General features: G+C 61.4%; 23 protein-coding genes. 9 read left to right on the forward strand and 14 right to left on the reverse strand.

Going from position 1 to position 25,837, the window contains the following annotated elements:
• Positions 1-7: 7 nt before the first annotated feature.
• The 3 genes from MAIT1_RS18195 (at position 8) to MAIT1_RS18205 (ending at position 3,233) form a co-directional block, all read left to right on the forward strand.
• Positions 8-769 (forward strand): OmpA/MotB family protein, encoded by a 762-nt coding sequence (locus tag MAIT1_RS18195; protein WP_085445336.1) that lies wholly within the window; start codon positions 8-10, stop codon positions 767-769.
• 211 nt (positions 770-980) lie between these two features.
• Positions 981-1,580: a flagellar brake protein gene (locus MAIT1_RS18200; protein WP_085445337.1), complete on the forward strand. Its 600-nt coding sequence runs from the start codon at positions 981-983 to the stop codon at positions 1,578-1,580.
• Positions 1,581-1,601: 21 nt separating this feature from the next.
• Positions 1,602-3,233 carry a PilZ domain-containing protein gene (locus tag MAIT1_RS18205; protein WP_085445338.1) on the forward strand — a complete coding sequence of 544 codons (1,632 nt, stop codon included), beginning with the start codon at positions 1,602-1,604 and terminating at the stop codon, positions 3,231-3,233.
• Positions 3,234-3,327: 94 nt separating this feature from the next.
• On the opposite strand, the gene MAIT1_RS18210 is transcribed toward MAIT1_RS18205, so the two are convergent.
• The gene (locus MAIT1_RS18210; protein WP_158089605.1) at positions 3,328-6,411 is read right to left on the reverse strand and encodes a serine/threonine-protein kinase; all 3,084 of its coding nucleotides are present in this window, start codon (positions 6,409-6,411) and stop codon (positions 3,328-3,330) included.
• A gap of 154 nt (positions 6,412-6,565) precedes the next feature.
• Positions 6,566-8,908, reverse strand: a complete 2,343-nt coding sequence (locus tag MAIT1_RS18215) for an SUV3 domain-containing protein (protein ID WP_085445340.1) — start codon at positions 8,906-8,908, stop codon at positions 6,566-6,568.
• Positions 8,909-9,013: 105 nt separating this feature from the next.
• Here MAIT1_RS18215 and MAIT1_RS18220 point away from each other — a divergent pair, with 105 nt between their 5' ends.
• Genes MAIT1_RS18220 through MAIT1_RS18230 form a run of 3 tightly spaced genes read left to right on the forward strand, consistent with a single transcriptional unit; the run spans position 9,014 to position 11,437 of the window.
• Complete coding sequence (locus tag MAIT1_RS18220; RefSeq protein ID WP_085445341.1) at positions 9,014-9,688, forward strand: TVP38/TMEM64 family protein; 675 nt, start codon at positions 9,014-9,016, stop codon at positions 9,686-9,688.
• A gap of 27 nt (positions 9,689-9,715) precedes the next feature.
• Positions 9,716-10,639 carry an ROK family protein gene (locus MAIT1_RS18225; RefSeq protein ID WP_085445342.1) on the forward strand — a complete coding sequence of 308 codons (924 nt, stop codon included), beginning with the start codon at positions 9,716-9,718 and terminating at the stop codon, positions 10,637-10,639.
• A 9-nt stretch (positions 10,640-10,648) separates the two neighbouring features.
• On the forward strand, positions 10,649-11,437 hold the full coding sequence (locus MAIT1_RS18230; protein WP_085445343.1) for an MBL fold metallo-hydrolase: 789 nt from the start codon (positions 10,649-10,651) through the stop codon (positions 11,435-11,437).
• Positions 11,438-11,635: 198 nt separating this feature from the next.
• Here the strand turns inward: MAIT1_RS18230 and MAIT1_RS18235 are convergent, their stop codons facing one another.
• From MAIT1_RS18235 to efp, 6 genes are all read right to left on the reverse strand, one after another.
• Positions 11,636-11,944 (reverse strand): STAS domain-containing protein, encoded by a 309-nt coding sequence (locus MAIT1_RS18235; protein WP_085445344.1) that lies wholly within the window; start codon positions 11,942-11,944, stop codon positions 11,636-11,638.
• A 169-nt stretch (positions 11,945-12,113) separates the two neighbouring features.
• The gene (gene gltX, locus MAIT1_RS18240; protein WP_085445345.1) at positions 12,114-13,526 is read right to left on the reverse strand and encodes a glutamate--tRNA ligase; all 1,413 of its coding nucleotides are present in this window, start codon (positions 13,524-13,526) and stop codon (positions 12,114-12,116) included.
• A 279-nt stretch (positions 13,527-13,805) separates the two neighbouring features.
• Complete coding sequence (locus MAIT1_RS22085; protein WP_198947932.1) at positions 13,806-14,018, reverse strand: thioredoxin domain-containing protein; 213 nt, start codon at positions 14,016-14,018, stop codon at positions 13,806-13,808.
• A gap of 30 nt (positions 14,019-14,048) precedes the next feature.
• Complete coding sequence (locus MAIT1_RS22090) at positions 14,049-14,372, reverse strand: redoxin domain-containing protein (RefSeq protein WP_198947933.1); 324 nt, start codon at positions 14,370-14,372, stop codon at positions 14,049-14,051.
• Positions 14,373-14,407: 35 nt separating this feature from the next.
• Positions 14,408-15,367 (reverse strand): EF-P lysine aminoacylase EpmA, encoded by a 960-nt coding sequence (gene epmA, locus MAIT1_RS18250; RefSeq protein WP_085445346.1) that lies wholly within the window; start codon positions 15,365-15,367, stop codon positions 14,408-14,410.
• Positions 15,368-15,575: 208 nt separating this feature from the next.
• On the reverse strand, positions 15,576-16,145 hold the full coding sequence (gene efp, locus MAIT1_RS18255; RefSeq protein WP_085445347.1) for an elongation factor P: 570 nt from the start codon (positions 16,143-16,145) through the stop codon (positions 15,576-15,578).
• Between the two features lie 130 nt (positions 16,146-16,275).
• Here efp and epmB point away from each other — a divergent pair, with 130 nt between their 5' ends.
• The gene (epmB, locus tag MAIT1_RS18260; protein ID WP_085445348.1) at positions 16,276-17,223 is read left to right on the forward strand and encodes an EF-P beta-lysylation protein EpmB; all 948 of its coding nucleotides are present in this window, start codon (positions 16,276-16,278) and stop codon (positions 17,221-17,223) included.
• Here epmB and MAIT1_RS18265 read toward each other — a convergent pair.
• Both MAIT1_RS18265 and MAIT1_RS18270 read right to left on the reverse strand, forming a co-directional pair.
• Positions 17,204-17,518 carry a hypothetical protein gene (locus MAIT1_RS18265; protein WP_085445349.1) on the reverse strand — a complete coding sequence of 105 codons (315 nt, stop codon included), beginning with the start codon at positions 17,516-17,518 and terminating at the stop codon, positions 17,204-17,206. The genes epmB and MAIT1_RS18265 overlap by 20 nt on opposite strands.
• A 29-nt stretch (positions 17,519-17,547) precedes the next feature.
• Positions 17,548-17,964: a hypothetical protein gene (locus MAIT1_RS18270; RefSeq protein WP_085445350.1), complete on the reverse strand. Its 417-nt coding sequence runs from the start codon at positions 17,962-17,964 to the stop codon at positions 17,548-17,550.
• Here MAIT1_RS18270 and MAIT1_RS18275 point away from each other — a divergent pair.
• Together MAIT1_RS18275 and MAIT1_RS18280 are read left to right on the forward strand one after the other, a co-directional pair.
• The gene (locus MAIT1_RS18275; protein ID WP_085445351.1) at positions 17,963-19,324 is read left to right on the forward strand and encodes an AmpG family muropeptide MFS transporter; all 1,362 of its coding nucleotides are present in this window, start codon (positions 17,963-17,965) and stop codon (positions 19,322-19,324) included. The genes MAIT1_RS18270 and MAIT1_RS18275 overlap by 2 nt on opposite strands.
• A 37-nt stretch (positions 19,325-19,361) precedes the next feature.
• Positions 19,362-20,171, forward strand: coding sequence for a PilZ domain-containing protein (locus MAIT1_RS18280; RefSeq protein ID WP_085445352.1), 810 nt, complete (start codon positions 19,362-19,364; stop codon positions 20,169-20,171).
• Between the two features lie 97 nt (positions 20,172-20,268).
• On the opposite strand, the gene aspS is transcribed toward MAIT1_RS18280, so the two are convergent.
• From aspS to MAIT1_RS18300, 4 genes are all read right to left on the reverse strand, one after another.
• Positions 20,269-22,092, reverse strand: a complete 1,824-nt coding sequence (aspS, locus tag MAIT1_RS18285) for an aspartate--tRNA ligase (protein ID WP_085445353.1) — start codon at positions 22,090-22,092, stop codon at positions 20,269-20,271.
• Positions 22,093-22,151: 59 nt separating this feature from the next.
• On the reverse strand, positions 22,152-23,150 hold the full coding sequence (locus MAIT1_RS22095; RefSeq protein WP_198947934.1) for an SEC-C metal-binding domain-containing protein: 999 nt from the start codon (positions 23,148-23,150) through the stop codon (positions 22,152-22,154).
• 191 nt (positions 23,151-23,341) lie between these two features.
• Positions 23,342-24,613, reverse strand: a complete 1,272-nt coding sequence (locus MAIT1_RS18295; protein ID WP_085445355.1) for an NAD(P)/FAD-dependent oxidoreductase — start codon at positions 24,611-24,613, stop codon at positions 23,342-23,344.
• Positions 24,614-24,867: 254 nt separating this feature from the next.
• Positions 24,868-25,686 (reverse strand): flagellin N-terminal helical domain-containing protein, encoded by an 819-nt coding sequence (locus MAIT1_RS18300; protein ID WP_085445356.1) that lies wholly within the window; start codon positions 25,684-25,686, stop codon positions 24,868-24,870.
• Between the last annotated feature and the right edge of the window lie 151 nt (positions 25,687-25,837).

Consider the following 25,837-nt stretch of genomic DNA (forward strand, 5'->3'; position numbering starts at 1 on the left):
ACAGGGCATGGCCGAGAAGAAAAAATGTCCCAAGTGTAAGAAGGGCGCGCCGGGTTGGATGGTGACCTTTGGCGACCTGATGTCGCTGCTGCTCACCTTCTTTGTGTTGCTGTTGTCGTTTGCGCAGTTGGATATCGTCAAATTTGAAAAAGCCAAAGGCTCGCTGACCACTGCGTTTGGCGTGCAGAAGCTTGAACAGCGCAATGTCTCGCCTAACAGCCCCAACCTGATTGCGCCCATGTACAAGCAACCGATCGTGCTGGTGAAACTGCGCGAGCAGGTGGCGAGCTTCATGATGCGTGAAAACGTGGATATGGGCGACGCTGAGACGGTGGAGGACAACACGGGTTTCTCTATCCAGTTTAAAGGCGAAGCCATGTTCGAAGCCGATGGTCTGACCATCCGGCAGAACTTCCAGGATCTGCTGCGCCAGATCGCCAGCACGTTGGCGGGCGACGCCAATGGCGGCGGTAATCTGATTCGCGTGGTGGGGCATACCGACAACACGCCTCCGCCCGGCGGCGCCTATCCCACCAACTGGGCGCTCTCCATGGCGCGCGCCGCTGCGGTGACCCGTTTCTTAGCCGAACAAGGCATCGATCCCCGTCGTCTGCAGGCGCGCGGTCTGGGCGAGTTTCATCCTGTGGCCGACAACAACAGCAGCGCCGGGCGTCAGCGTAACAACCGTGTCGAGATTCAACTCTCCACACAAACTCTGCCGCGCGCCATGGATAACGCCATGGTGGAGATCATCAAACCGGTCGAGTAACCTCTCATCTGCACACGGCGCAGCCCGGATCATCTGCTGCGCCGCCCCATCTGGCATAATTTTTCACTGACGCAGACTGGCGAAGCGACGCGCTTGTCCTTATAATCTTATAAGAACCGTCATCTCTTGCGAAATTGAAGCAAGTTGCGTGTGGTCAGAGGTTTCGCCACAGATAAACAGCGCGCCCAGGCGCGTGGGAAGATACGGAATCATGGCAGAGAACAGCGCCGCGTCGCAGAAGAATCAACAACGGGAATTCGTGCGCATCGACGATATGTTGCCTATGGGATGGCGTCGTCTGGATGAGCAGGAGTTCACCAAGATCGCCGAGTACTACGAGAAAAATCGTGTATTCCCGAGTAAATCCAGCGGCGTGAATGAGATTCTCAGCGCCATGGATATCACGGATAAGCTGCGCAAGATGGAGCGTGAGGATCCGACACTCGCTCTCATTCTCAGCCGCTTGGATATGAAACTGAATCTGCTGATCAAGCTGTTTCACCCCGCCGAAGAGGAGCAGGCGCTCACCCTCACTCAGGTCAATCTCAGCGGCGGCGGCATGGCCTTTTGGGAGAAGGCGCCCGCCATCGAGATTGGCGATATCCTCGAGTTGCGCTTGGCGTTGTCGGAAGAGGCCATGGCCACCATCGACTGTTATGCGCGGGTGATGAATATCATCCCTGGCGAACGCGATGGCATGACCCGCGTGGCGCTGAAATTCGATCCGATCCTCGGCAGCGATCGGGAGCGCATTATCCAGCACATTTTCAAACGCCAGTCAGAACAGTTGCGCGCCAAACGAGGCCGCTAAGGCGTTCGGGAGAGGACCATTATGGCGCCACCGCCCAAAACGCACCCCGGAGCGTCCGGCCCCAATGCCCGCCCTACGCTGAATATCAGTAAAGACCAGCCGGTCTGGTGGCGGCGTATCACGCCCTATTTGCTGGAAGCCCGCGCCCAACAGATGAAACAGGATGGGCGACTGGACTTCACCCGTGTTGGGCTTGCGCGCGAAGTGCGTCGCGCCCTGAGTGAGACAGCGCCTGCGCCCAAGCCCACCGATCGAGCCACGCGCAAGCAGACCCGCCTGGATAGTTTCAGCCTGCTCGAACATAAACTCGATAAACTTCTTGAACTCGCCTATCCAAAGCCGCCGCAAGCAACGCTGCATCGCTTGCCCCAGGATGCGGTGCTCACTGTCGATGGCCTGATCTTCTGGGATAAACAGTGTGGGCTGGCGGTGGGGGACTTGATTGAACTTCAGGCGGCGCTGTTTCCTGACGCCCCGGTGCTGCTGCGCACCTATGCGCGGGTGGCGCAGATTCAGCTGGGAGAGAATGGGCTCAATGGGGTGACATGTCTGTACGAGCAGCATCCGAACTACAACCGGAAACCGCAGCTGCAGGCCGAGGAACCGGAAGAGGAGCTGGTTGAAGAGGTGGTCGACGAGGTGGAGGAAGTGAAACAGGCGGCGCCTGCAGCCTATGTGCCGCCGCCGCCACCGCCGCCGCCCAAACCCATCGACGATGACGGCGCTAACCGTCGACAGGCGTTCCGCGTGAATGATGAGATCCCTTTCCTGTGGCGGGTGGTGACCCAGCAGGAGTTGGATGAGGCGGGGGATCACCTCTCCGCTACCCGCGAGATCCTGCCTTCGCGCATTGAACGCGACTATCTGTCAGCGCTGGAGATGATCTCCGAATTGCGCACCACAGTGCGCAAGGCGCACCCGAAGGCCGATAAAAATACCGAATGGTTCTGTCACCAGCTTAAAGCGCGCTTCCAGCGCGCCAACTTGGCCGATGAAGTGGCGTTGCATATGCGTCTGCTCAATCATTTGGGCAATGTGCTGCGTGAATTCGCCAAACTGGGCGTGCCGTGTAATCGCCCGACCCAGATTTTCCAAATTCTCCGTCGTCAATTGGAAGCGCAAAACAAGCAGTCTGTGCTTCGGCGTAATCCGGCAGCCGATAAGAAAGCCGTTGAAGAGGGCATTGCGCTCAAGAAGCGGATTGAAAAAGAGATTGCCAAAGGCATGGAGCTGTTGGACCCCAAAGAGATGTTGCTGGGGGCCAAGTTGCAGCAGTTCAGTAATGATCTGGAGGAGCTGGGGAGCGTCAATGAGGATTACCCCAGCCCTGAAGATGATAGCCTGAGCGAATTGATCACCTATCCGGTCAATCTTTCCGCCAATGGGGTCGCCTTTCGTACGCGCAAACATGAGCTGCACAAAGGCATGTATGTGGAGATGCTGCTCAAGCTCAACCCCGATGGACGCGAGTGGCGGCAGCATCGTTGTTATGGCAAAGTGGTGATGATCAAGGGGCCAGACTCCAGCCACCGCATGCGTGTGGCCTCCATGATCCTGGTGCAGACGACGCAGTTCCAAGAGCAGCTCTATCAGCACATTGTGCGTAAGCAGCGCGAACAGTTGTCTGATCGCGTGGAGGTGGCGGGATATTGAAGCCGCCACAATTGAAAAGTGGTTGCAGTAGTAAAAAAAACGCCGGAGAAATATCTCCGGCGTTTTTTTTGCTCAAAAAGGGGCAGGCGGAGCGCTACGGGCTCGTCTTTTCTGCGGCGGCGCGCTGTTGCTGTTTGGAGACCCACTGCTTGGCCAGCAGGTCGCCTTCCAGCTTCTGTTTATTGCTCATGGTGCGCATGAGCAGCGCCAGATTGCGTTGCGCCTCTTTATCGCCATAGGCGCCGGCAATGGCGTACCACAAGTAGGCTTGCACGGGATCCTTCTTCACCCCGCGTCCGGTTTCATACATCCAGCCTAAGTTCTTCTGTGCATTATGGTCGCCCTGCTCAGCCGCCAGCGAGTACCATTTGGCCGCTTCGCCAATGTCCCGCTGCACGCCTTTGCCCTCTTCGTAGAGCCAACCCAATGTGCCTTGTGCTCTGGCGTCGCCCTGTTCGGCAGCCTTACGATACCAATAGACGGCCTTTTCCATGTCTTTGATAACGCCCATCCCCTTTTCATACAGGGTGGCGAGATTCACCTGCGCCTCGCGCTCGCCTTGTTCGGCCGCCATACTGAACCAGCGGAACGCTTCGGGAAGATCTTTAGGCGCGCCAATGCCTTGCAAACGGCTGATGCCCATGCGGTTCTGCGCCACAGAACTGCCTTGCTCCGCGGCTTTTTTGAACCATTTGAACGCCTCGCGGGTATCGCGCGGCACGCCTTTGCCGGTGAGGTACGTTGTGGCCAGAATCAATTGTGATTTCAAGTGGCCTTGCTCAGCGGCCTTGGTGTAGTTGTTGAGCGCGCCAGTGATGTCAGGCCGGGTGCCAAGCCCCAAGTCCATGGCGCGGGCTAGTTGGAATTGCGATTCGATATCCCCCTGACTGGCGGCGCTACGGAACCATTTGACCGCTTCACGCCGTCTTTCGCCCTCATTCAGGCCATTAGCTTCTATCAGAATGTGCGCCAGACGGATCTGTGCATCCAGGGAGCCCAACTCTGCGGATTGACGCAGGAAGTGCTCGGCTTTATTCATATCAGGCTCTGTGCCCAAGCCTTTTTCATAGAATTCCGCGATGGCGTACATGGCGTCAGCCACATTTTGCTCAGCGGCGCGCAGATACCACTGGAAGGCGTTCCGCATATCTTGTGGGCGCCCTTGGCCTTTGTGATAGGCCTGAGCCAGCGCCAACTGTGCCTGCGGAACGCCGTTTTCCGCCGCTTTTTCCATCCAATCCAATGATTTATTCTGGTCTTGCTCTATCCCAGCGCCGGTGGCCAGGGCCAGCGCATATTGATACTGCGCCTCCGGCTGACCCTGCTCAGCCGCCTTCATATACCACTGGATGGCCAGATTGGAGTCCTGCGGCGCGCCTGTACCGTTCTGGTAGGCGGCGCCCAGTTTGGATTGCGCTTGAGCGTGCCCCGCTTCGGCGGCGCGCGTAAACCAATCAACGGCTTTGCTCTGGTTGACGCGCGCTCCGCGACCTTCGGCGTAGCGCATGCCCAGATCGTACATGGAGGTGATATCGCCCTGGTTGGCTTTGTCTTCAAGCTCTTTGAACTGCTGAGCAAAAATCTCCGCCTGGGTCAGTTTGCGCGGCCCTTTGGAGGATTCTGAGGCGACGAAAATGGCCAGTCCCAGCGCCAGCACCACAGCGGCGGCGAGGCCAAAGATGATCGCTTTTGTCTTCTTGTCCTGTGCGCCTTCCTCGCCTGCCAGCACCTCTTGGGCAAAATCGTTGGCGCCCTTCTCTGCGGAAACGGCGTTCATCCACTCGGGGATGGATTGCGGACGCTCGGTTTCGATGACCCGCAAGGCCAGGTCAACCGCCTTGAGCATCGCTTCAGAGTAGTGTCCTTCACCCACCGACACCGCAGGATTGAGCGGGTCGGGCGCATTGCGCATGATGGCGTTGCTGCGCTGTGGCGCGCCGATGGGTTTGCGGCCGCTGATGCAGCGGTACATCACCGCGCCCAGAGAGTAGATATCGGTCCATGGGCCCTGGCGGGCGGCCTCTTCGAAGTACTGCTCCATGGGCGCATAGCTGGGAGTGAGCATGGCGGTCATGGAGCCGTCTGCATTGCCCTCCTGCCGACGCGCGGAACCGAAGTCCAGCAGCACGGGGGTGCCGTCCTTGGAGCGGATGAAGATATTGTCTGGCTTGATGTCGCGGTGGATATAGCCTTCGTTGTGCAACACCTGCACCCCCTGGATGAGCGGGAGCATGATGTCGAGCATCTCTTTTTCGTTCAGCGTGCGCTTGGCTTTGAGCAGAGCCGAGAGCGGTTCTCCCGCCTCGAACTCCATCGCCATATAGGCGGTGTTGTTATCTTCGAAGAAGGTGACAACGCGCACCAGGCTGCTGTGTTTGAATTTGGCCAGAGTGCGGGCTTCGTCCAAGAATCGCTGACGTCCCTGGATGAACATCTCTTCCTGTTCATCGGAGCGGGCGTGAATGGAGAGGTCCGATTGGCGATGGGCGATCTGCGTGGGCAGATACTCCTTAATCGCCACATGGGTGTCCAACTGCGTGTCGTAAGCCTTATAGGTGAGTCCAAAGCCGCCCTGGCCGAGCACTTTCTCCACTTTGTAGAGATTGTTGAACAGCATATGCCCTTCGGGCAGCGCGTCGGGGTTGGTTTTCTTCTTCTTGCGGGTTGTCGAGCCGGTCTCTTCCGTCGATTGTGTCGGCTGCTGCGTTTGCAGCACACTGCCGCTGTCTGTGGCGACGGGGGTTGAGGTTGGCGTGGGCTTGGTTACCGGCGGCGGCGCGCCCATGACGGTGGCGTCTTCATCATCGTCGTCGTGCGCTGGCGTCGCCGGAGGCGGCGTGGGCGCCATGACGGTGGCGTCTTCGTCATCGTCCTCATCATGTGCGGGGGCGGCAGGGGGAGTGGGCGCCATGACGGTGGCGTCTTCGTCATCGTCCTCATCATGTGCGGGGGCGGCAGGGGGAGTGGGCGCCATGACGGTGGCGTCTTCGTCATCGTCCACAGGGGCCAATTTGAGCCCGGAGCCGCTGCTTGGCGTCTCCTCTACCGGCGCCAACTTCAACTCTGACCCGCTGGTCTTGGATTGGGCGGCGGGAGAGTTTTTCAACGGCGCCATTTGGGTCGGCGCTTCGTCATCATCGTCGTGGTCAACGTCGCTGGGAAAGGATTTATCATTCACGGGATTCACCTGACGGCAAGGGCGGTCCGGCGGGGACGCGCGCTCTGCGAAGCGATTGTTGAGTAAACAAGTTGTGGAAAAAAAATTATTCAATATCCCCACATTCGGCACACTATGCCACAGTTGCCAAGACGCGCCCACCCTTTTTGAGGCGCTAGCCGCGGGGCTTGGCGCGTCCGCCGCGCTTGCGATCTCCGCCGCGTCCTTTGCGGTAGGGCGAGGGACCGCGACGGCGTTGACTGTGGCAGGCGTCGCAGATGGGGTAGGGATGGTGCGGCGGTAAGGGCGCATCGCAGCGGGCGCAACTGGGTGCGCGTCGTTCGCGGCTGAGTAGGCGGTTGATCTCCTGATTGAGCTGCATGCGTCGCGCTTCGGCGATCTCGCGGTCGGGGAACAACTCTGGCAGGCGGAAGTGCAGCCAGCAGTAGAGGTTGACGATTTTGACCGCATCCTCAAACCCCATCAGCTTCTGCCGTTCCTGGAAGCGCGGGCCGGGCATCGCCTCGTCGATGGAGAGCGGCTCGCCATCGGCCACCGCCTCCACCATGCGTTCGAAGGCGTTGACCACGCTGGAGGCGCGCAGGGGCACCGGCGCAGCCGAGAGCATGAAGCGGGTGGGCAGATCCAGCCGCTTATAGCGGTCCGCCATACGCGCCAGGGTGATCTGATCCTCCAGATCGGACATTTTGTAGATCTGCGGGTCGGGTTTGACCGAGCGGGCGAACAGAGTGAACAGACGCGCCAGTTGCGGCTTGCGCTGATCGTTGAAGTCGGCGATGGCCAGCAGGTGGTCCAGGTTGGGCGCCAGGTGGGCGCGGCGCACGCGATCCGGTTGTGAGGCCAGGGCGCGACGAATCAGGTGGCTGGGGATTTTGTAGGTTCCCACAAAGCCCACTTCGTTTTTGCCGTAGCGCCCGGCGCGTCCGGCGATCTGCCGCACTTCGGTGGGGGTGAGGGCGTACTCCTGCCGGTTGATGGTCTTGTGATCCTGGGCAAACAGCAGCGTGCGGATGGGCAGGTTCAGTCCCATGCCGATGGCGTCGGTGGCGGCCAGATAGGGCGCTTCACCCGAGGCGAAACGGCGCGCCTGTTCGCGGCGCACCTCCGGCGGCAGCGCGCCGTAGAGGGCGGCGCAGGGCTTTTGTGTATGGCGCTCGATGTCGCCTTTGAGACGCAGCACGCCGGCGCGGGAGAAGGCGACGATGGCGGTGCCCGGCTCCAACTCCTCCAGATGGCTGATGGGTTTGGTGATGGGCTTGAGCGGGGTGAGGCGTTCGGTTTCCACCACTTCGTAAGGGTCGCCGGTCAGTTCTAGCAACTTCTCCAGCACCGGGCGCGCCTCAGGGGCGGCGATGACGCTCACTTCGTCGGCCTGCACGCCCAGAATCGCCTGGGTCCAGGCCCAGCCGCGGTCGGCGTCGCCCAGCATCTGCGCTTCGTCGATGACGCAGTGGCCCACGCGGCGGTCCAGCGCCAGCATCTCGATGGTGCTGGCGGTGTGTTTGGCGCCCTCCACGTAGATGCGCTCCTCGCCGGTGATCATGTGGCAGGGAACGCCCCACTCGTTGAGGGTGTCGGAGACTTCAAGGGCGAGCAGACGCAACGGCGCCAGATAGAAGCCGCTTTCGGCCTGTTTGAGCCGTTGCAACGCCTGGTAGGTCTTGCCGGAGTTGGTGGGGCCCAGATAGAGGGTGAAGCGGCGCGACATATGGCGCGCATCGAACAGAACGTGAAAATCGCGGATACGGGTGGCGTTGGAGATGTCGCGTTCGAATAGGCGCGCATCATAGCGTTTGTGAAAGCGCCCGTAGTACTCCCAGTAGGGGGTGATGTGCAGCGGGTCGGGGTGATCGCTCTCGGCGTGGCGCAGCGCGCCGACCACCTCGTCGAACAGCGTTTCGTCGGGCGCGTCCAGCTCTTCGCGCAGGGCGGCGTCGCGGCGATCACGGTAGTGGATCAGCGCCTCTAGCCAGGGCTCGTCGCTAGTCTCCTGCAGAGGCAGCTCCAGCTTCTGCGCGGGGGAGACCAGGCTGGCGCGGGCGTCCAGGCGTTCGCCGCGTTGACGGATCAACTCCAGCAGGTCGAACTCCACCTCAGCCGGGCGCGCGTCGGTGAGGCCGTCGCGCCACTGCTGCAGCTCCGACAGGAGTTGTGTCCAGGAGGCGTTCCACTCGTCACAGCGTTGCGCCATGGCGTCGCGATGGTGGTGCAGGTACGCCTCTTCGGAGAGTGTCTGGTCGGCGCTGTAGAGCTCCTGCTGGCGACCATTCTCTTTTTCCACGATGCGGCGCGGTTCGGTTTCCGACAGAATACGGCGCTGGCGCACCTTCCACGCTTTGCGCGAGCGCAGCGTCTCAATTTGGTCGCGGCGGTAGTGCGGGGCGCCATCAACCAAGGTGGGCGCGATGTGCGGCGCAACCCACTGATGGGAGGTCTCCGCAGGGGCGGGCAGCAGATCGCTATCCGCTGCGTCGGGGCTGTTTTCGGAATCACTCATGAAGGCTTCGCCACAGAAAGATCGGCCGGACTTTTGCCGGACAGTGCTGATGCTGTAACGCGAACGCGCCAATGTGACAAGGATAAATCCGGGAGATATGGGGAGATGAAGCCAATCAAACGGTGGCTTGTGATCGTTTTTGCGCTGCTCGTGGCCGGGCTCATGTGGCGCTATGGCGATGTGTGGGATATGGCGGCGCTGCAGATGTGGGTGGCGCAATTTGGCTGGTGGGCGCCCGTAGCATTTATTCTGATCTATGCTGTGGGCACGCTGGCGTTTGCGCCGGGATTGGCGCTGACGCTGGCGGGCGGCGCGCTGTTCGGCCCCTATCTGGGCCCGCTGTATAATTTGACCGGCGCCACCATCGGCGCCACGGCGGCGTTTCTCATCGCGCGCTATCTGGCCGCCGACTGGGCGGCGCAGCGGGCGCAGGGCTGGAGCCGTAAGCTGTTGGACGGGGTGGCGGCGGAGGGGTGGCGCTTTATCGCCTTCGTGCGATTGGTTCCATTGTTTCCGTTCAATCTTCTCAACTATGCTTTGGGCCTGACGCCGGTGCGCGCCAGCGTCTATGTGCTGGCCTCGTTTGTGTTTATGGCCCCAGGGTGCTTTGTTTATAGTTACGTGGGGCATGTGGGCCAGCAGGCGCTGAGCGGCGGCGATGCGCTGTTGCAGCAGAGTTTGGCGGCCTTGGCGCTGCTGGCGACGCTGGGGTTCGTTCCAACCTTTATCAAACGGTTGCGTAGCGCACAGGATGGTCGCGGCGGGTCGAGTCAAAACTGAATTTGTCGCATTAGAAGGGATGATGGCATGCGCATTGGGGTGGATCTGGGCGGCACCAAGATTGAAGCGGTGGTGATGAACGAGCAGGGCGAGATTCTTGCCCGTGAGCGCATCGCCACCCCCAAAGGCGATTATGCGGGCACGCTGGCGGCGTTGGCGGAGGTGGTGAGCCGCGCGGAGACGGCGGCGGGAATTGCGCAGCGCAAACTGCCTGTCGGCGTGGGCGCGCCGGGCGCGGTGCACCCCGATGGCCAGCAGCTCAACGTCTCCAACTCGGTGGCGCTGGTGGATCGGCCTCTGTTGCCGGACTTGAAACGCATCCTCGGGCGCGACGTGCGTATGGCCAATGATGCCGATTGCTTTGCGCTCTCCGAGGCCATGGATGGCGCCGCTGCGGGCGCGCCTATTGTGTTCGGCGTGATCGTCGGCACCGGCTGCGGTAGCGGTGTGGTGGTCAATGGCCAGTTATTACGGGGCGCCAACGGCATCGCCGGGGAGTGGGGGCACAATCACCTGCCGCGCATGACCGATGACGAGCGCCCGGGACCTGAGTGCTATTGTGGCAAACACGGCTGTGTGGAGAGTTATCTCTCCGGCACAGGCCTGTGTGATGACTATGAGCGCGCCAGCGGAACGCGCCTCCATGGCGGTGAGATCGCCAAGCTGGCCGAGGCGGGCGACGTGACGGCGGACGCGGTGCTGACCCGCTACGAGAACCGTATGGCGCGCGCTCTGGGCGCGGTGATCAATATCATCGACCCCCATGTCATTGTGCTGGGCGGCGGCGTCTCCAATATTCAGCGGCTGTACAACAACGTGCCCGCACAGTGGGACGCCTATGTACACTCACGGCATCCTGTGCGCACCCAGTTGCGTCAGGCCAAGTATGGCGACTCCAGCGGCGTGCGCGGCGCCGCCTGGCTCTGGCCCAATCCTGACGCGCTGGATTGAGCCGCTTCCATGCGCGGTTATGTGCTGGGCAGCGGCGCGGGCGCGCCCACCCCGGAGCGGGCGCTGTCGGGGTATTGGCTCGAGCTGGATGATGGGTCGCGCATTCTGCTGGATTGCGGTTCCGGTACGCTGACCCGCATGGCGGGTTTGGGGCTGCCCATCGCTGATCTGGATATCATCCTCATCACCCATCTGCATCCGGATCATGTGGGGGAGTTGATCACCCTGTTTCACGCCCTGCGCATGCCTACCGTGCAGCGGGACAAACCGCTGCGGGTGTATGGACCGCAAGGGATCGAAGAGTTTTTCGCGCAGGTGGTGTGGGGCGTCGCCAAACCGCCTGGACGCTTTGCGGTGAGCGTGCAAACCGCTCCGGAGGTCTGGGAAGTGGGGCGTGCGACTCTCATCAGCGCCCCGACGCGACATAGCGCATCGCTGCCCAGTTTGGGCTATCGGGTGCAGGTGGGGCAGCGCGCGCTGGTCTATTCCGGCGATGCCGATTGGAGCGAGGGGCTGCTGGCGCTGTGCGCACAGGCGGATCTGGCGATTCTTGATTGTTCATCGCTGACCAGCGAGAAGATCCCGGGCCATCTGAGCGCCCAGGAGTGTGGTCGGTTGGCTGCTCAGGCGCAGGTCAAGGCGCTTCTGCTCAGTCATTTCTACGCCCAGCCCATGGATGATGACGCCAGCGCGCGCGCCTGTCAGAGCGAATTTGATGGCGTGGTGTGGCAGGCTGAGGATGGTCTCGCGTTTGAGATCGGCGCAGAGAGGGCAATTTGTGCAAGAGGCGGAAAATGAGGTTGGATCCGGGCGGTGGGTTGTGCTAAAAATTGTATACCCACTCAAAAGTCGGGTCTGGTCGAAGGAGTGGTTAAGTCTCCTTACAAGCGACGTCCAGGCCCGCAATCGCGTCCTGGGTTAAAAGGCCGAGCAATTCATCGCTCGGCCTTTTCCTTTTGTATGCTTTCAGTTCGCGTTATGGCAACGCAGCGAACCTTACTGAATATCGAACAACTTGTCGAATTGCGCCACTTCCAGCAGTTTGCGGATGTCCGGCTTGGGTTTGATGATGCTCATGTTGTGCTGATCGCCTTTGAGGTGCTCACGCAGGCGCAGCAGCATGCCCATGCCGGATGAGTCGAGGAACTCGGTGGTGGACAGGTCGATGATGTACTTGTGGTTGGGGTCTGCGTGGGGCCGCAGTTTGTTGACCTGCAGCAGACTCTCCACATTGAAGCGTCCGGCAATGCGGATGATGGTTTGATCGCTCTGTTCTTCGACCCGAAATACGCTTTTCTGTTCCATGTTCCTGTCCTGATGGTTCGTGGGTGTTGCGTCGGCCGACCCGAGCCCCGCGTCCACGCTTATTATTAGTCAGAGAGAACGTCGGAAAATATCAGTAGATAAGCCCACTATATCGCCGGAATTGGTCGGACGCCAGCAGCTTTGATGGCATCCGCCAAGCAAGGGCGGTCTAGACGGATTCCACTTGCGTGCGGAAAAATTCCAGACCGCGCTGCAGACGCGCCATGCTCTCCTCGCGGCCCAACTGCTTGAGAATCTCCGCCACCCCCGGCGCGATGTCCGAGCCGGTGATGAAGACGCGAATGGGCTGGGCGATTTTCGGATACTTCTGCCCGGACTCGTTCACCACTGCTTTCACAGCCCCTTCGATGCTCTCTTCGGTCCATTCCGACAGCCCCTCCAGACGCGCAACCAGATCGCTCACCGGCGCCAGCACCGCTTCCTTGAGATGCTTCTTGACCGACTTCTCCAGGTACTCGGTGGGGGCGCGGAAGTAGAACAGCGCCATCTGAGCCATCTCTTTGAGGGTCTTGGTGCGCTCCTGCATCTCCGGGATGATCGCTTCCACAAACGCCGGATCGGGACTCTCCACCCCCAGGCGCGCCAGTTGCCAGATCAGCTCCGGCGCCAGACGCGCCGGTGTGGCGGCCTTCATGTGCTGACTGTTGAGCCACACCAGCTTTTCGGTGTTGAAGATCGCTGCGGAGCGTCCCACACGGGTCAGGTCGAACAGGCTCTCCATCTCTTGCGTGGTGAACACCTCCTGCTCGCCATGGGACCAGCCCAGACGCACCAGATAGTTGTTCACCGCCTCGGGCAGATAGCCGTCCTCACGGTATTGCAGCACCGACACCGCGCCGTGGCGCTTGGAGAGCTTGGCGCCGTCGGTCCCATGCAGCAGCGGCATGTGGGCGTAGACCGGCACGTCCCAGCCCAGCGCTTTGAACAGGTTGATCTGACGCGGAGTGTTGCTGATGTGGTCTTCGCCGCGAATCACATGGGTGATGCCCATATCGTGGTCGTCGGCCACCACCGCCAGGTTGTAGGTGGGGGAGCCGTCGGAGCGCAGCAGAATCAGGTCGTCCAGCTCCTTGTTGCCGATGCGGATAGTCCCCTGGATCATATCCTCCCACACCACGTCGCCCTGTTCGGGGTTCTTGAAGCGGACCACATAGGGCTTGTCGCCGGGCTCTTCCGTCTTGTGGCGGCAGCGTCCGTCGTAGCGCGGCTTCTCCTTGCGCGCGCGTTGACCTTCGCGCATTTCGTCCAGCTCCTCTTTGGTGCAAGTGCACTTGTAGGCATGACCCGATTCGAGCAGTTGAATCGCCAGATCGTGATGGCGCTGGGCGTGGTCGGCTTGGTAGAAGGGGCCTTCATCCGGGTCCAGGCCCAACCAGTGCATCCCCTCAAGGATGGCGTCCACCACCTCCTGGCTGGAGCGGTCGCGGTCGGTGTCCTCAATGCGCAGCACGGTGGTTCCGCCCACCCGACGCGCCTGCAAGTGGCCAAACAGCGCCGTGCGGGCGCCGCCGATGTGCAGAAAACCGGTGGGAGAGGGGGCGAAACGGGTGCGCATGGTCATCTTCTGGCTCCTGTGTTTAGGGGTGGGTGTGGAGAGCAAAACGTGGGGCGATGAAAGAGGCTGGGCTTTCAGCCCAGACCCGACCAGGGCTTTGCCCTGGACCCACGAGGGCTCCGCCCTGGACCCGCCAGGAGGATGATCCTCCTGGACCTGCATTGGTTTTGACTCTGTGCCCTGAACGAGTAGTATCGCTTTGCGGGCCAGTCTTCGCTTGGATTGGGGAGATTCAAAAATACTGAGCCGAATTGAGTAACATGCGCTCATTGGCTTGGCAAGTTTTCACTCCGGTTCGTTGCCGGGCTTCCATTTGATGCTGCAGCCCATGGAGGCGTTCTGTTGGATTGCCACAGGCTTGCCCGCCAACACCGCCTGTATGGCCGCGCGCAGCTCCTGGGATGTCACATTCTGCGGCTCGCGCGGGGCGTCGTCCAGGCGCCCGCGATAGACCAGCTGGCGCGCGCCATCGAACAGAAAGAAGTCCGGCGTGCACACCGCGCCATACGCCTTGGCGACCTGTTGGCTCTAATCAAACAGATAGTCGAACGGATAGTTCAGCTCCCGCGCAACGCGCTGCATGCTGGCGAAATTATCGTCGGGATAGCCCACCGCATCGTTACTGTTGATGGCCACAATGGCCGCGCCCTGAGGAATCATCTCATTGGCCAGGGCGATCAGGCGCTGCTGAATGGCGATGACATAGGGGCAGTGGTTGCAAAGGAACATCACCAGCAGGGCGCGCGAGGCGGCGTAGTCGCCCAGAGAGTGATCGCGTCCATCGACGCCGGGCAGAGTGAAAACGGCGGCGGGGGCGCCCAGTTCACCGGGCGGCGTGTGCAGCAGAACCATGCGGACTCTCCTGAAGGCGGTCAGTGTGAACAGGGTCAGGTGCGATCATACGGGAAGGCGAGGGTCTGGTCGATGCGCTCTGCGTGCAATTTGCGCATCAGCAGGCGATCCAGCCCCAGCGCCACCCCGGCGCACTCGGGCATGCCCGCCTCCAGCGCGGCGAGAAAATTTTCGTCGATGGGCAGCGGGGCGAGTTTCTGGGTGATGCGGGTCTGGTTGGCCGCCTCCAGGCGCGCGCGCTGCTCGGCGGCGTCGGTGAGTTCCTGGTAGCCGTTGGCCAATTCGACCCCATCCACATAGAGTTCAAAGCGCAATGCGGTGGCGGGCGGGCCGGGATCGATTTTCGCCATAGCCGCCCGTTGCGGCGGGAAGTGGGTGATCAGGATCAATCCGCCCTGCTGCGCCAGCCACGGCTCCATGATCTCCGTTTGCAGGTAGTCCAGCAGCCATTCGCGGTCGGTCTCATCGGGCAGGGGGAGGCGGCGCGCTGCACAGACGGCGCGCATCTCCTCTGTACTGGCGTTGAGCGGGTCGGGGCAGCCGGACTTGAGGAATGCGCGTTGATAAGTGAAACGGCTGGCGGAGTCCGCCGGGCATTGGAGAATCTGCGCCGTGAGGGTCACGCTCTCCTGCATCAATTGATCCAGCGACCAGCCGGGGCGATACCACTCCAGCAGGGTGAATTCGGGGTTGTGGCGGGCGCCGGACTCGCCAGCGCGGAACACCCGGGCGATCTCATAGAGGGGGCCGTAGCCAGCGGCCAGCAGACGTTTGTGGCACGCTTCCGGGGAGCTGCGCAGCCAGCCGGAGGAGGGGGCGGCGCAGGCGACGGGTTCAATGTGGGACTCCGGGGCGATGTGTTGCAGCAGGGCGGGGGTCTCCACCTCCAGCACGGCGCGCTCAGCGAAGAAGGCGCGGATCTGCGTCAATACGGCTGCGCGCACGCGCAGGGCGTGAATGGATGCGGTGGGGCGCCAGGGGGCGGAGTCGGACATAGCGCAAGTCGAGGAGAGGAGTCGTGCTGGCGCAACGACGTCGCGCCAGCACGCGGGAAAACTGAACGAGGTCCAGGAGGGCGTCCCTCCTGGCGGCCACAGGCGAAGCCGAATCGAATAAATCCGGCAGGCCCTCGCGGGTCCAGGGCGAAGCCCCAGTCTCTTTTATCTCCAATACGTAAGATGAAAGAGCTTCCCCAACGTCGGTTTACTCCTTGGCGCGCTCCATATATTCGCCGGTGCGGGTGTCCACGCGGATGCGCTCGCCCTCTTCCACGAACAGGGGCACTTTGACCACTTTGCCGGTCTCCAGGGTAGCGGGCTTGGTGGCGCCGGAGACGGTGTCGCCCTTGATGCCGGGCTCACACTCGGTGATGGTGAGGATCATGTGCGAGGGGGGCATCACGTTGATGGCCTGACCTTCCCACATGGTCACCTCATAGGTCTCCTGCTCCTTGAGCCAATCCTTGACCTCTTCCACCTGGGTGTCGGAGAGGGCGACCTGCTCGTAGGTGTCGGGATCCATGAAGTGGTAGTGTTCGCCATCGTTGTAGAGGTACTGCATCTCCTTGTCCATCACCTCGGCCTTGGCCACGGTGTCGCTGGACTTGAAGGTGCGGTCGATGACGCGGCCATCCATCAGGTTCTTGATTTTGATCTTGGTGAAGGCCTGACCTTTGCCGGGCTTGACGAAATCGGCTTTGACGATAATCCAGGGCAGGTCGTCGATGAGCACCTTGGTGCCCTGTTTGAGCTGGTTGTGCGAGAGCATGGCCATAAAAAGTCACCTTGTGTACCGGAATATGGGCAAAACAGAGAACCCGGCATACTAGCACAGGCGGGGCAGGGAAATCACCGAATTCCGGCATCGGGTTTTCAGCGGGTTCAATCGCGCGTATGCTGCGGCCATGAACGCCAACCCGCCACGCTTTGCCGTCTCCTGTTTGAAACCGGATGAGCAGGCCGCTCATCGCGCCTTTCCGGTGCGGGTGAGTGACGCTTTTGCCGCTCGCATCAACTGGGACGATCCCCATGATCCGCTGCGCGCCCAGGTGTGGCCCGATGCGCGGGAACTGGATGCGGCGCCGGGCTTCACCGCCGATCCGCTGGCGGAGGCCGAGGCGACCCGCGCGCCGGGTTTGATTCAAAAATACGCCGGGCGCGCGCTGCTGCTGGCGGGGCGCGCGTGCCCGATTCACTGTCGCTACTGTTTTCGGCGTCATCAGCCCGCCGCCGAGCGGCTGCGCGGGCCGCAGAGCTGGGCGCCCGCGTTGGCGGAGATCGCCGAGGATGCCTCTCTGGCAGAGATCATACTCTCTGGCGGTGATCCGCTGATGCTGGAGGCGGCGCCGTTGGGCGAATTGATGGCGCAATTGGGCCGAATCGCCCATGTGCGGCGGGTGCGCATCCACAGCCGGGTTCCCGTGGCCGACCCGGCGCGGGTGGATGCGGGATTGGTCGCCGCCATGGCCGCATCGGGGCGTCAAACCGTGCTGGTGATCCACGCCAACCATGCCCGCGAACTGGATGCGGCCAGCGCTGCGGCGTTGCGTCGGTGTCGCGAGGCCGGGATCACGCTGCTCAATCAGTCGGTGCTGCTGGCGGGGGTGAACGATGACGCAGAGACGTTGGCTGAACTCAGCGAGGCGCTGATGGAGCGTGGCGTGCTGCCGTATTATCTGCACCAGTTGGACCCGGTGGCGGGGGCGGCGCACTTCGCCGTGAGTGACGAACGGGCGCTGGCGCTGATGGAGGCGCTGCGGGCGCGTCTGCCGGGCTATCTGGTCCCCAAGCTGGTGCGGGAGATCCCGGGAGAGGCGGGGAAAACGGCGTTGTTTAGCGAAGAGAGTGGATGACAAACCAGGCGCATGCGAACAATGCAGTGAAGATGAAGATTTTCTTCCAGCTTACTGAGGGTGAGCCCAGACCGCGTTCGGCGGCTAAGAGACTCCCACTGGTATAGATCCAATCAGGCGCCATCAGCGCAGCGCCAGCCAGAAGTTCTGTGTAGCCAAAGAACAGCATCAAATAGAAAAATATGCCCTGATGTGTAGCGGTGAGGAGGCTGCCGCAGACGAAAATGGCCGCGAGCGAGCCAAACATTGCCAAGAGTTCACGTTTTTTTGATGCAAGCCTGGCCTTAAGGGACATCGCTTTTCCTGTTGCACGGGGAGAGAACGTTAGCGCTGAATCACGCCATGTTCGTAGGGGGTGATATCCTGCTTGCTGTCCCCGGCGGGGATCTGCCCAAGCGGGCGGGAGAAGGTGAAGGCCGCCGGTTTGGCCACCCACTCGCGGCCGGTTGTGCGGGCATGGCTCAGATAGCCGTTCTCCTTCTCCACAATGGGTAGGGTGGCCAGGAACGCGCCCGTGCCGGCCACCGTGGCCACCGCCCCTACCGGACGCAGCACCAGCAGGTCGACGAGCACGTTCACCTTCTCGTCAGGCTCGGGGTTCTGCAAGCGCGGCGCGCAGCCGCTCAGGCCAACCAGCGCGGCGAGGGTCAAAACGGCAAGCGGTTTGCGTGCTGTGCGTCCCGATGAGGACAACGCCAACTGGCGCCGCTGTTTCCGTTGCTGCCAAAAAGAGTCGCGCATGATCGCCAAAATCTCCCAAAACTTGCCCGGTTCGTGGACCAAATCCCTGCAAGTCTACGCGCATCGGCGCGTGATCGCCATCCTCTTTCTGGGATTCTCCAGCGGCCTGCCGTTGGCGCTCACCTTCGGCACGTTGACGCTGTGGCTGGCCGAGGCGGGGGTGAGCAAGACCGCCATCGGTCTGTTCGCCTTGGCCGGAACGCCCTATACCATGAAATTTCTCTGGGCGCCGTTGGTGGACCGGTTGCGCATTCCGCTGTTCTGCCGCCTGTTGGGTCGGCGGCGCGGCTGGGCTCTGTTCAGTCAACTGGCGCTGATGGTCAGCATCCTGGCTCTGGGCTCCACCCATCCGGCGGAAAATGCGCAACTGACCGCCCTGTTCACCCTCTGCGTGGCGTTCTGGAGCGCCACCCAGGATATCGTCATCGACGCCTATCGGGTGGAGCTGCTGGAGGAGCGCCAGCAGGGAGCCGGGGCGGCCATGGTGGTGCTGGGGTATCGCATTGGCATGCTCGCCTCGGGCGCTGGCGCGCTCTACATCGCTTCGGCTTCTGGTTGGTTTATGGCCTATGCGATCATGGCGGGATTGGTCAGCGTGGGCATGCTCACCGTGCTGCTCAATCCCGAGCCCGCCACCGAGTCCACGCCCGAGTCTCTCAAGCAGGATGAACGCTGTCGCGCCCTGTTGGAAAAACGCGCCCACTGGGGGCCGCGCAGCCGCGCGGTGATCACGTGGCTGTATGCGGCGGTGTGGTCGCCGTTTGTCGAGTTTCTAACGCGAAAGGGCGCGATCCCGATTCTCTTATTCATTCTACTCTACAAATTTGGCGACGCCCTGGCCGGGGTGATGAACAACCCCTTCTATGTGGAGTTGGGCTTTACCAAGATTGAGATCGCCAATATCAGCAAAGCGTTTGGCCTGGCCGCCACCATCGTTGGCGGCGTGTTGGGTGGAGTGGTGGTCAATCGCTTGGGCATCATGCGCGCATTGCTGGTGTGTGGCGTGCTGCAGATGGTCTCCAACCTGATGTTTGTCATTTTGGCCTGGACTGGGCGCGACCTGACCGCCCTGACCGCCGCCATTGCGGTGGAGAACCTGGCGGGAGGATTGGGCACGGCGGCATTTGTGGCCTATCTATCGTCACTGTGTAATGTCGCCTACACCGCCACCCAATACGCGCTGCTTTCTTCATTTATGGCCATCGGCAGGCAGGTCCTCTCCTCTGGCGGCGGCTGGGTCGCCGACCAGATGAGCTGGGCGGCGTTCTTTTCTCTCACAACTTTGGCCGCGCTGCCTGGTCTACTCTTGCTGTTATGGATGATGCAGCGGTATCCTTTGCGGCGTGATGCTGTAAACTAATGCAGGATGAAACTCTCTTTATATTTGGGTCAAGAGTATGAACTGTTCCAATAAAACCGGTCCGACCGTGCAGCGCAGTATAAGCGAGCAGTGGCGCAGCGGTCAGGATGGCGGTCTGGATCAGCGGTTGTGCGTGGGATTCCCGGATGTGGATGCGCAGCATGAGACGCTGCTGATTTTGCTGACCACCATGCGTGATGTGCTATTCGCCGAGGCAGGTATTGAGGTGGTGAAAATGACCGCCACTCTACTGGAAGGCGCTTTGGCGGAACATCTTGGCTATGAAGAGAGCGTGCTCAAGGCGTGTATGGATGCCGATCTGCACCAAAAGCACTGCCTGGGTCATGGCGAGTTGCGTCAGGAGTTCACCGGCGCGCTGAAAGTGATTCTACGCGAGGCCGAGGCGGGGCGGGGCAGCGGCACCAACGCCACTATTCTGTTTGATGACCTCAAACAGTGGTTCTTTCACCATATTATGCAGGATAAGCGCGACTTTCCCTCCTGCCTGCTGACCAAAGGCAAGGCCAACGCCGCGCCACGGGCGGTGCGCTATCCGGTGAATCTGCCGTGCGAATTGCGCATCAAAGGTCAGGAGCAGAGCGTGCTTGCGCGCACCATGCAGATCAGCATTACCGGCGCTCTGGTCAGCGCGCCGGAGTTGATGCAGCGCTTGAAGCTGGATGATGAACTGATGCTGAACTGGCCGGGCTCAAAAGAGGAGGCGAAAACCTCCTGTGCGGTGGCGCGGCTGGATGGCGACGCCTTCGGCGCCTGCTTTGGCGAGGGTAAGCAGACGTTGCTCAATCAGTTGTTGGAACTGAGCCTCTACGCCCAGGAAGAGGCCTAAGTTTTTCTGCGGAGTGAATGCGGGCGCCCAGGGCTGAGAGAGCATTTGCGGAATGAAAAAAGGCCGGGCTGATCCAATCAGCCCGGCCTTTTGCGTCTTATTCTGCCGTTTTGGGTTTGGCGGTGGTGCGGATGTGCAGCTCACGCAGTTGCGGCAGATCCACCGTCGACGGCGCTTCGGTGAGCACGCAGGTGGCCTTCTGGGTTTTGGGGAAGGCGATCACCTCGCGGATGGAGTCCAGCCCCAGCATCAAGGTCACCAGACGGTCCAACCCCAGCGCCAGACCGCCGTGGGGGGGCGCGCCGTAGTTGAGCGCGGAGAGCAGGAAGCCGAATTTGGCCTCCGCCTCTTCGTCGTCGATATCCAGCAGCCCCAGCATCTTCTTCTGCAGCTCCGGGGAGTGGATACGAATCGAGCCGCCGCCCACTTCGATGCCGTTGAGCACCAGGTCGTAGGCCAGCGAACGCACCTTCTCCAGCGGATGCTCCACCGAGTCGCCGTCGGCCTGGTCCAGGTGCTGGATATCCTCGGGATTGGGCGCGGTGAAGGGGTGGTGCACCGCCACATTGCGACGCGCTTCATTATCCCAATCCAGCAGCGGGAAGTCGGTGACCCAGACAAACGCGAACGGGGTGTCGGAGATGATGCCCAGCTCCTTGCCGATCTTCACCCGCAGACGGCCCAGCGCTTCGTTGACCACGCTGGCCTTGTCGGCGCCGAAGAAGACGATGTCGCCGGTCTGCGCGCCGGTGGCCTCAGCGATGGCGCGTTTCTCGTCATCGGAGAGGAACTTGACGATGGGCGACTGCCACTTCTCTTCGCTCCAGTCGCCATTGATTTTGATATAGGCCAGACCCTTGGCGCCGTAGATGCCGACGAACTCGGTGAATTCGTCGATCTGCTTGCGCGTGAGCGAGGCGCCGCCGGGAATCTTCAGCGCCTTGACCAAACCGTGCTCATTGCCGCGCCCAGTGAGGTTGGCGGCCTGATTGAACACCTTGAAGGAGGAGCCCTTCATGATCTCGGTCAGGTCGGTCAGCTCCAGGGGAATGCGCACGTCGGGGGCGTCCAGACCATACTTGTCCATCGCCTCGGCGTAGGTGATGCGCGGAATCGGGTGCGGAATCTCAATGCCCAGAGCGTCGCTGAAGGCGCGCGCCACCACACCCTCGGTCAGGTTCATCACATCGTCGGGTTCGACGAAGGACATCTCCAAATCGACCTGGGTGAATTCGGGCTGACGATCGGCGCGCAGATCCTCGTCGCGGAAGCAGCGGGTGATCTGGAAGTAGCGGTCGTAGCCGGAGACCATCAGCAGCTGTTTGAACAGCTGCGGCGATTGCGGCAGGGCGTAGAACTGGCCCGGGTTGACCCGCGACGGCACCAGATAGTCGCGCGCCCCTTCCGGGGTGCTGCGGGTGAGCATGGGGGTCTCCACCTCAATGAAGCCCGATTCGTCCAGGTGGCGGCGCATGCTCTGCATCACGCGGTGGCGGAACATGATGTTGCGCTGCATCTGCGGGCGACGCAGATCCAGGTAGCGATACTGCAGACGGGTGTTTTCGCCCACCTGCTCGTCCAGTTGGAACGGCAGGGGCAGGGAGGCGTTGAGAATGGTCAGCTTGGTGACGTTGATCTCAATCATGCCGGTGGGCAGATTGGGGTTCTCGGTCTCCTTGGGGCGCGCGGCCACTACGCCGTCGATGCGAATTACGTATTCGCTGCGCAGTTGGTGCGCTTCGCCGTGAATGGCGGCGTCATGCTCGGGGCTGAACACGGCTTGCGCCAGACCGGTGCGGTCGCGCAGGTCGACGAAGATCACGCCGCCGTGGTCGCGGCGGCGATTGACCCAGCCCTCCAGGGTGACGGTCTGACCGATCAGGTTTTCGCGGACGTCGTTACAGGCGTGTGTGCGGTGCATAGCGTTCAGGTCCAATTAAAATAAAGTGTTGTGCGGCGTTTGTTGACACATCCAAGCGATCACAGGCCCGGGTTGGGGTTGATCACCGTCTCGGCCTCAGAGGGGTCGCCCTCGCCGGGCTCCTCTTCATCGGGGGGCTGGCGGTTCTTGGCGCGCTCCAGGGCGTCGCTGATCAGTTCCAGCATGGCGCTGTCCTCTTCATGACCGGCCGTCTTGGCCATGTCCAAAGCGGTGGCGTAGGCGGCGCAGGCCTCGTCATAGCGCTCGGTCTGATGCTGCATCAACCCCTTCAGATAGTAGTTGAAGGGGTTGTCGGCTTCGCCGCCGATGGCGCTATCGATCCAGGTTTCGGCGTTGTCGGGGTCGCCCAGGTCCAGGTAGAAGGCGGCCAACTTCTGCGCCACCTGATGCTTCTCCACTCCGCGATGGGCGTCGTACTCGTCGAGCAGGAACTCTTCAGCCTCTTTCTCCCGCTCCAGCTCCACCAGCCATTCGGCGTAGCGGGCGATCCAGTAGTCGTAGAGCATCATGTCGTCGTTGCGCGGACCGTCCAGCACCTCTTTGAGCAGAGGCGCGGCTTTCTCCACCTGTTCGGCTTCATGATAGACGGTGGCCATCTCGGTGGCGGCCACTTCGCTCAAGCCTTCGGTGGGCACGGCGTCCAACTGCTCGGTGGAGAGCTGGTGGATCAATTGCGCGGCGGCCACCGATTGGATCATGCGGGTGGGCGGGGCCAGCTTCCAGGCCACGGCCTCCTCTTTGCCAATGTGGCACTGCTTGAACTTCTTGCCCGAGCCGCAGGGGCAGGGGTCGTTACGGCCGATCTTCGGCGCCGGCGCGATCTGCTTGCTGCGCGGTTTGAATCCCAACTCCGGGCGCGGGGCCAGATCCTCCAGCCGTTGCGCAAAGAAGAGGTACCATTTGTGAAACGGGTTGTCCGCCACCTTCTCATCGCCCGCCAGCCAAGCGGCCAGGGCGTTGACGTCGTCGGTGAGCGCGGCGCGGGCCAGCGCTTCGGCATAGACTTCGGGGGAGTTGAGATCCTTGGCGTCCGCCACCGGTGCCTCCTGCTGTTGGGGCTCGCAACGTTGCAATCCGGGCTGCGGAGAGGAACGTTGCTGAAAGTGATCGATTAAGACCGTGTAGTTTATCGCCGAGCGGGCGCTATGGCTAGTGACGTTGTGATGCGGCGGGCTTGCGGCGGGGAGAAACAGCGGGAGCGCCATGAAGGCGCTCCCGTGTGGACAGCTTACTTCAGGCGGGTGATGCCCACCATGCGCAGCAGGAACTTCTCGAACATCGGCTCGGAGGAGCCCGATTTCATCTTGCGCATGAAATACTTCTCAAAGCCGATCTTGGCCAGGTGGACCCACTTGCCCTTCTTCATCCAGGCCACGTTGCGCGGACCGATCTGCGGGATGGCCACGAAGGCCACGCCGGTGTCGCCCATGTCGGCCAGGCAGATGGCGTTCCAGGTGCCCTCATGGGTCACCGGACGGCCCGCCAGCTCGTCGGAGATATTGTGCACGATGGCGGTGACCATGGACTCGATCATATAACCGGTCTTGGGCGCGCCGGTGGGCACCGGGGTCGGCTCCACGGGCGGGATCGCCACGCACACGCCAGCGGAGAAGATGTTGGGCCACTTGGGGTTGCGCTGATGCTTGTCGATTTTGACAAAACCGCGCGGGTTGCACAGGTCGTCGCCGACGTTGGCCACGGCGTCCACGCCCTTGAAGGCGGGCAGCATCATGGAGTAGGCGAACGGCACTTCGTGCTGCTTGGCCACTTCGCCCTTGTCGTTCACCTCGGAGACGAACATCTTGCCCGCTTCAACCTTGTCCACCTTGGCGTTGGTGATCCAGTTCATGTGGTGGTTGCGCAGCTCCGACTCCAGCATGCCCTTGGAGTCGCCCACGCCGCCCAGGCCCAGATGGCCGATGTAGGGCTCGGAGGTAACGAAGGTCATGGGCACCTTGTCGCGGATTTTGCGTTTGCGCAGGTCGGCGTCCATGATCATGGCGAATTCGTAGGCCGGACCGAAGCAGGAGGCGCCTTGCACCGCGCCCACCACGATGGGGCCGGGGTTCTGCACGAACTGCTCCCAGGCGCTGCAGGCGGTCTCCGCATGCGGCGTGGTGCACACCGAGTGGGTGTTGTTGTCCGGACCCAGGCCCTCGACCTCTTCAAACGCCAGGCGCGGGCCGGTGGTGATCACCAGGTAGTCGTACTCCACCACGGTGTCGTCGATCAGCACGATCTGGTTATTGTCGGGCTTGAGCTCTTTGGCCGCTTTGGGGATGAATTTGATCCCTTTGCGCTCCAGCGGCTCGGCCATATCCAGGCTGACGTCCTCACGGGAGCGCCAACCCACCGCAACCCACGGATTTGACGGCGTGAAATGAAATTCGGAACCGCTGTTGATCACGGTGACCGTGTGTTCCTTACCCAGCGCGCCGCGCAACTCATAGGCCGCGGGCCAACCGCCGACGCCTCCCCCCAATACAACAATGTGCGCCATGCAATCCCCCTTAACAGGTTTGGAGATGAAAATAAGATTTCATGCTTTGTGAGGCCCCGCGTCCTGAGGATGCATCAGCGGACCGGGGTCTGTTTGAAGCGCTTCACTGTACGACGCAAAGTTGCTGAGCAAAATCAAAATATGGTCTATGACGGAACAAAAAATTTTTGGTTTTGTAAAAAAGTTAGGAACTTTTTACAAATTTATGCGCCTGGGCGGCCCGCGTCGGGCCGCCCAAAAAAACGAACACTGTGTTAACCGAGAAGCTGCAGAGCCATCTGTGGCTGCTGATTGGCCTGGGCCAAAATCGACACGCTGGCCTGCTGGATGATGGAGCGGGAGGTAAGGTTGCCGGTCTCGCTGGCCACATCGAGATCCTGGAAGCGCGAGCGCGAGGCCTCCATCTCCGCCTCCGAGATCGCCAGTGAGGAGATGGCGCTCTCCAGACGGTTCATCTTCGATCCCAACTCGGCGCGGATGTTGAGTAGAGAGTTGAGCGCCGTATCGATGGTGGAGATGGCGGTTTCCGCATTGGCCTGGGTGGAGACGCCGATGGTGGTCAGTCCCAGCGCCGAGATGGTGGTGGAGGGGATGGTGATGGACATCACCTCATCCTGATTCTCGCCGATGTGGAACTGCTGGTTGGCGTAGCCGCCATCGAGGATGTTCATATCATTGAACGTATGCTCGTTGGCCATGCGGTTGATCTCCGACAGCAATTGATCGATCTCGGTCTGCGCATTGCTGCGGTCGGAGGTGCTGTAGGAGCTGTTGGACATCTGCACCGAGAGTTCGCGCACCCGTTGCAGGGCGTTGGCGACCTCCTCCAGGGAGCCGTCGGCGACCTGAAGAATGGAGATGCCGTCATTGGCGTTGCGTTGGGCTTGGTGCAGGCCGCGAATCTGCGCGATCTTGCGATTGGCGATGCCGATGCCCGAGGCGTCGTCCATGCCATTGATGATGCGTTTGCCCGATGACAGGCGGCGCATGGACTCCGACTGATTGTTGGTGGCCGTATAGAGACGACGTTGCGAATTCAGCGACGCAACGTTGGTGTTGACGTAAAGCGGCATGAGAGTTCTCCCAGCATGTTCCGTAGTTGAGACGGTCCTTCCGTGGCTGGGATGAGTTGAGCTATTTTACCGGGCCAACTCTGCCCGGGATGAGACGTGCGATTGGATTGGTTATTGCGGTTGAGGCGAGGCTCCCTTGAGGCGGATTCCC

Source organism: Magnetofaba australis IT-1 (genome assembly GCF_002109495.1).
Classification (GTDB): Bacteria; Pseudomonadota; Magnetococcia; order Magnetococcales; family Magnetococcaceae; genus Magnetofaba; species Magnetofaba australis.

Bases quoted from the DNA above. Each gene is read 5' to 3' on its own strand.
- MAIT1_RS18300 (WP_085445356.1), bottom strand. From the start codon at position 25,686: ATGCCGCTTTACGTCAACACCAACGTTGCGTCGCTGAATTCGCAACGT.
- MAIT1_RS18205 (WP_085445338.1), top strand. From the start codon at position 1,602: ATGGCGCCACCGCCCAAAACGCACCCCGGAGCGTCCGGCCCCAATGCC.
- MAIT1_RS18235 (WP_085445344.1), bottom strand. From the start codon at position 11,944: ATGGAACAGAAAAGCGTATTTCGGGTCGAAGAACAGAGCGATCAAACC.
- MAIT1_RS18275 (WP_085445351.1), top strand. From the start codon at position 17,963: ATGATCGCCAAAATCTCCCAAAACTTGCCCGGTTCGTGGACCAAATCC.
- MAIT1_RS18200 (WP_085445337.1), top strand. From the start codon at position 981: ATGGCAGAGAACAGCGCCGCGTCGCAGAAGAATCAACAACGGGAATTC.
- epmB (WP_085445348.1), top strand. From the start codon at position 16,276: ATGAACGCCAACCCGCCACGCTTTGCCGTCTCCTGTTTGAAACCGGAT.
- MAIT1_RS18220 (WP_085445341.1), top strand. From the start codon at position 9,014: ATGAAGCCAATCAAACGGTGGCTTGTGATCGTTTTTGCGCTGCTCGTG.
- gltX (WP_085445345.1), bottom strand. From the start codon at position 13,526: ATGACCATGCGCACCCGTTTCGCCCCCTCTCCCACCGGTTTTCTGCAC.
- MAIT1_RS18295 (WP_085445355.1), bottom strand. From the start codon at position 24,613: ATGGCGCACATTGTTGTATTGGGGGGAGGCGTCGGCGGTTGGCCCGCG.
- MAIT1_RS18225 (WP_085445342.1), top strand. From the start codon at position 9,716: ATGCGCATTGGGGTGGATCTGGGCGGCACCAAGATTGAAGCGGTGGTG.
- MAIT1_RS22090 (WP_198947933.1), bottom strand. From the start codon at position 14,372: ATGGTTCTGCTGCACACGCCGCCCGGTGAACTGGGCGCCCCCGCCGCC.
- MAIT1_RS18265 (WP_085445349.1), bottom strand. From the start codon at position 17,518: ATGTCCCTTAAGGCCAGGCTTGCATCAAAAAAACGTGAACTCTTGGCA.
- efp (WP_085445347.1), bottom strand. From the start codon at position 16,145: ATGGCCATGCTCTCGCACAACCAGCTCAAACAGGGCACCAAGGTGCTC.
- MAIT1_RS18280 (WP_085445352.1), top strand. From the start codon at position 19,362: ATGAACTGTTCCAATAAAACCGGTCCGACCGTGCAGCGCAGTATAAGC.
- MAIT1_RS18230 (WP_085445343.1), top strand. From the start codon at position 10,649: ATGCGCGGTTATGTGCTGGGCAGCGGCGCGGGCGCGCCCACCCCGGAG.
- aspS (WP_085445353.1), bottom strand. From the start codon at position 22,092: ATGCACCGCACACACGCCTGTAACGACGTCCGCGAAAACCTGATCGGT.
- MAIT1_RS18270 (WP_085445350.1), bottom strand. From the start codon at position 17,964: ATGCGCGACTCTTTTTGGCAGCAACGGAAACAGCGGCGCCAGTTGGCG.
- MAIT1_RS18195 (WP_085445336.1), top strand. From the start codon at position 8: ATGGCCGAGAAGAAAAAATGTCCCAAGTGTAAGAAGGGCGCGCCGGGT.
- MAIT1_RS18215 (WP_085445340.1), bottom strand. From the start codon at position 8,908: ATGAGTGATTCCGAAAACAGCCCCGACGCAGCGGATAGCGATCTGCTG.
- epmA (WP_085445346.1), bottom strand. From the start codon at position 15,367: ATGTCCGACTCCGCCCCCTGGCGCCCCACCGCATCCATTCACGCCCTG.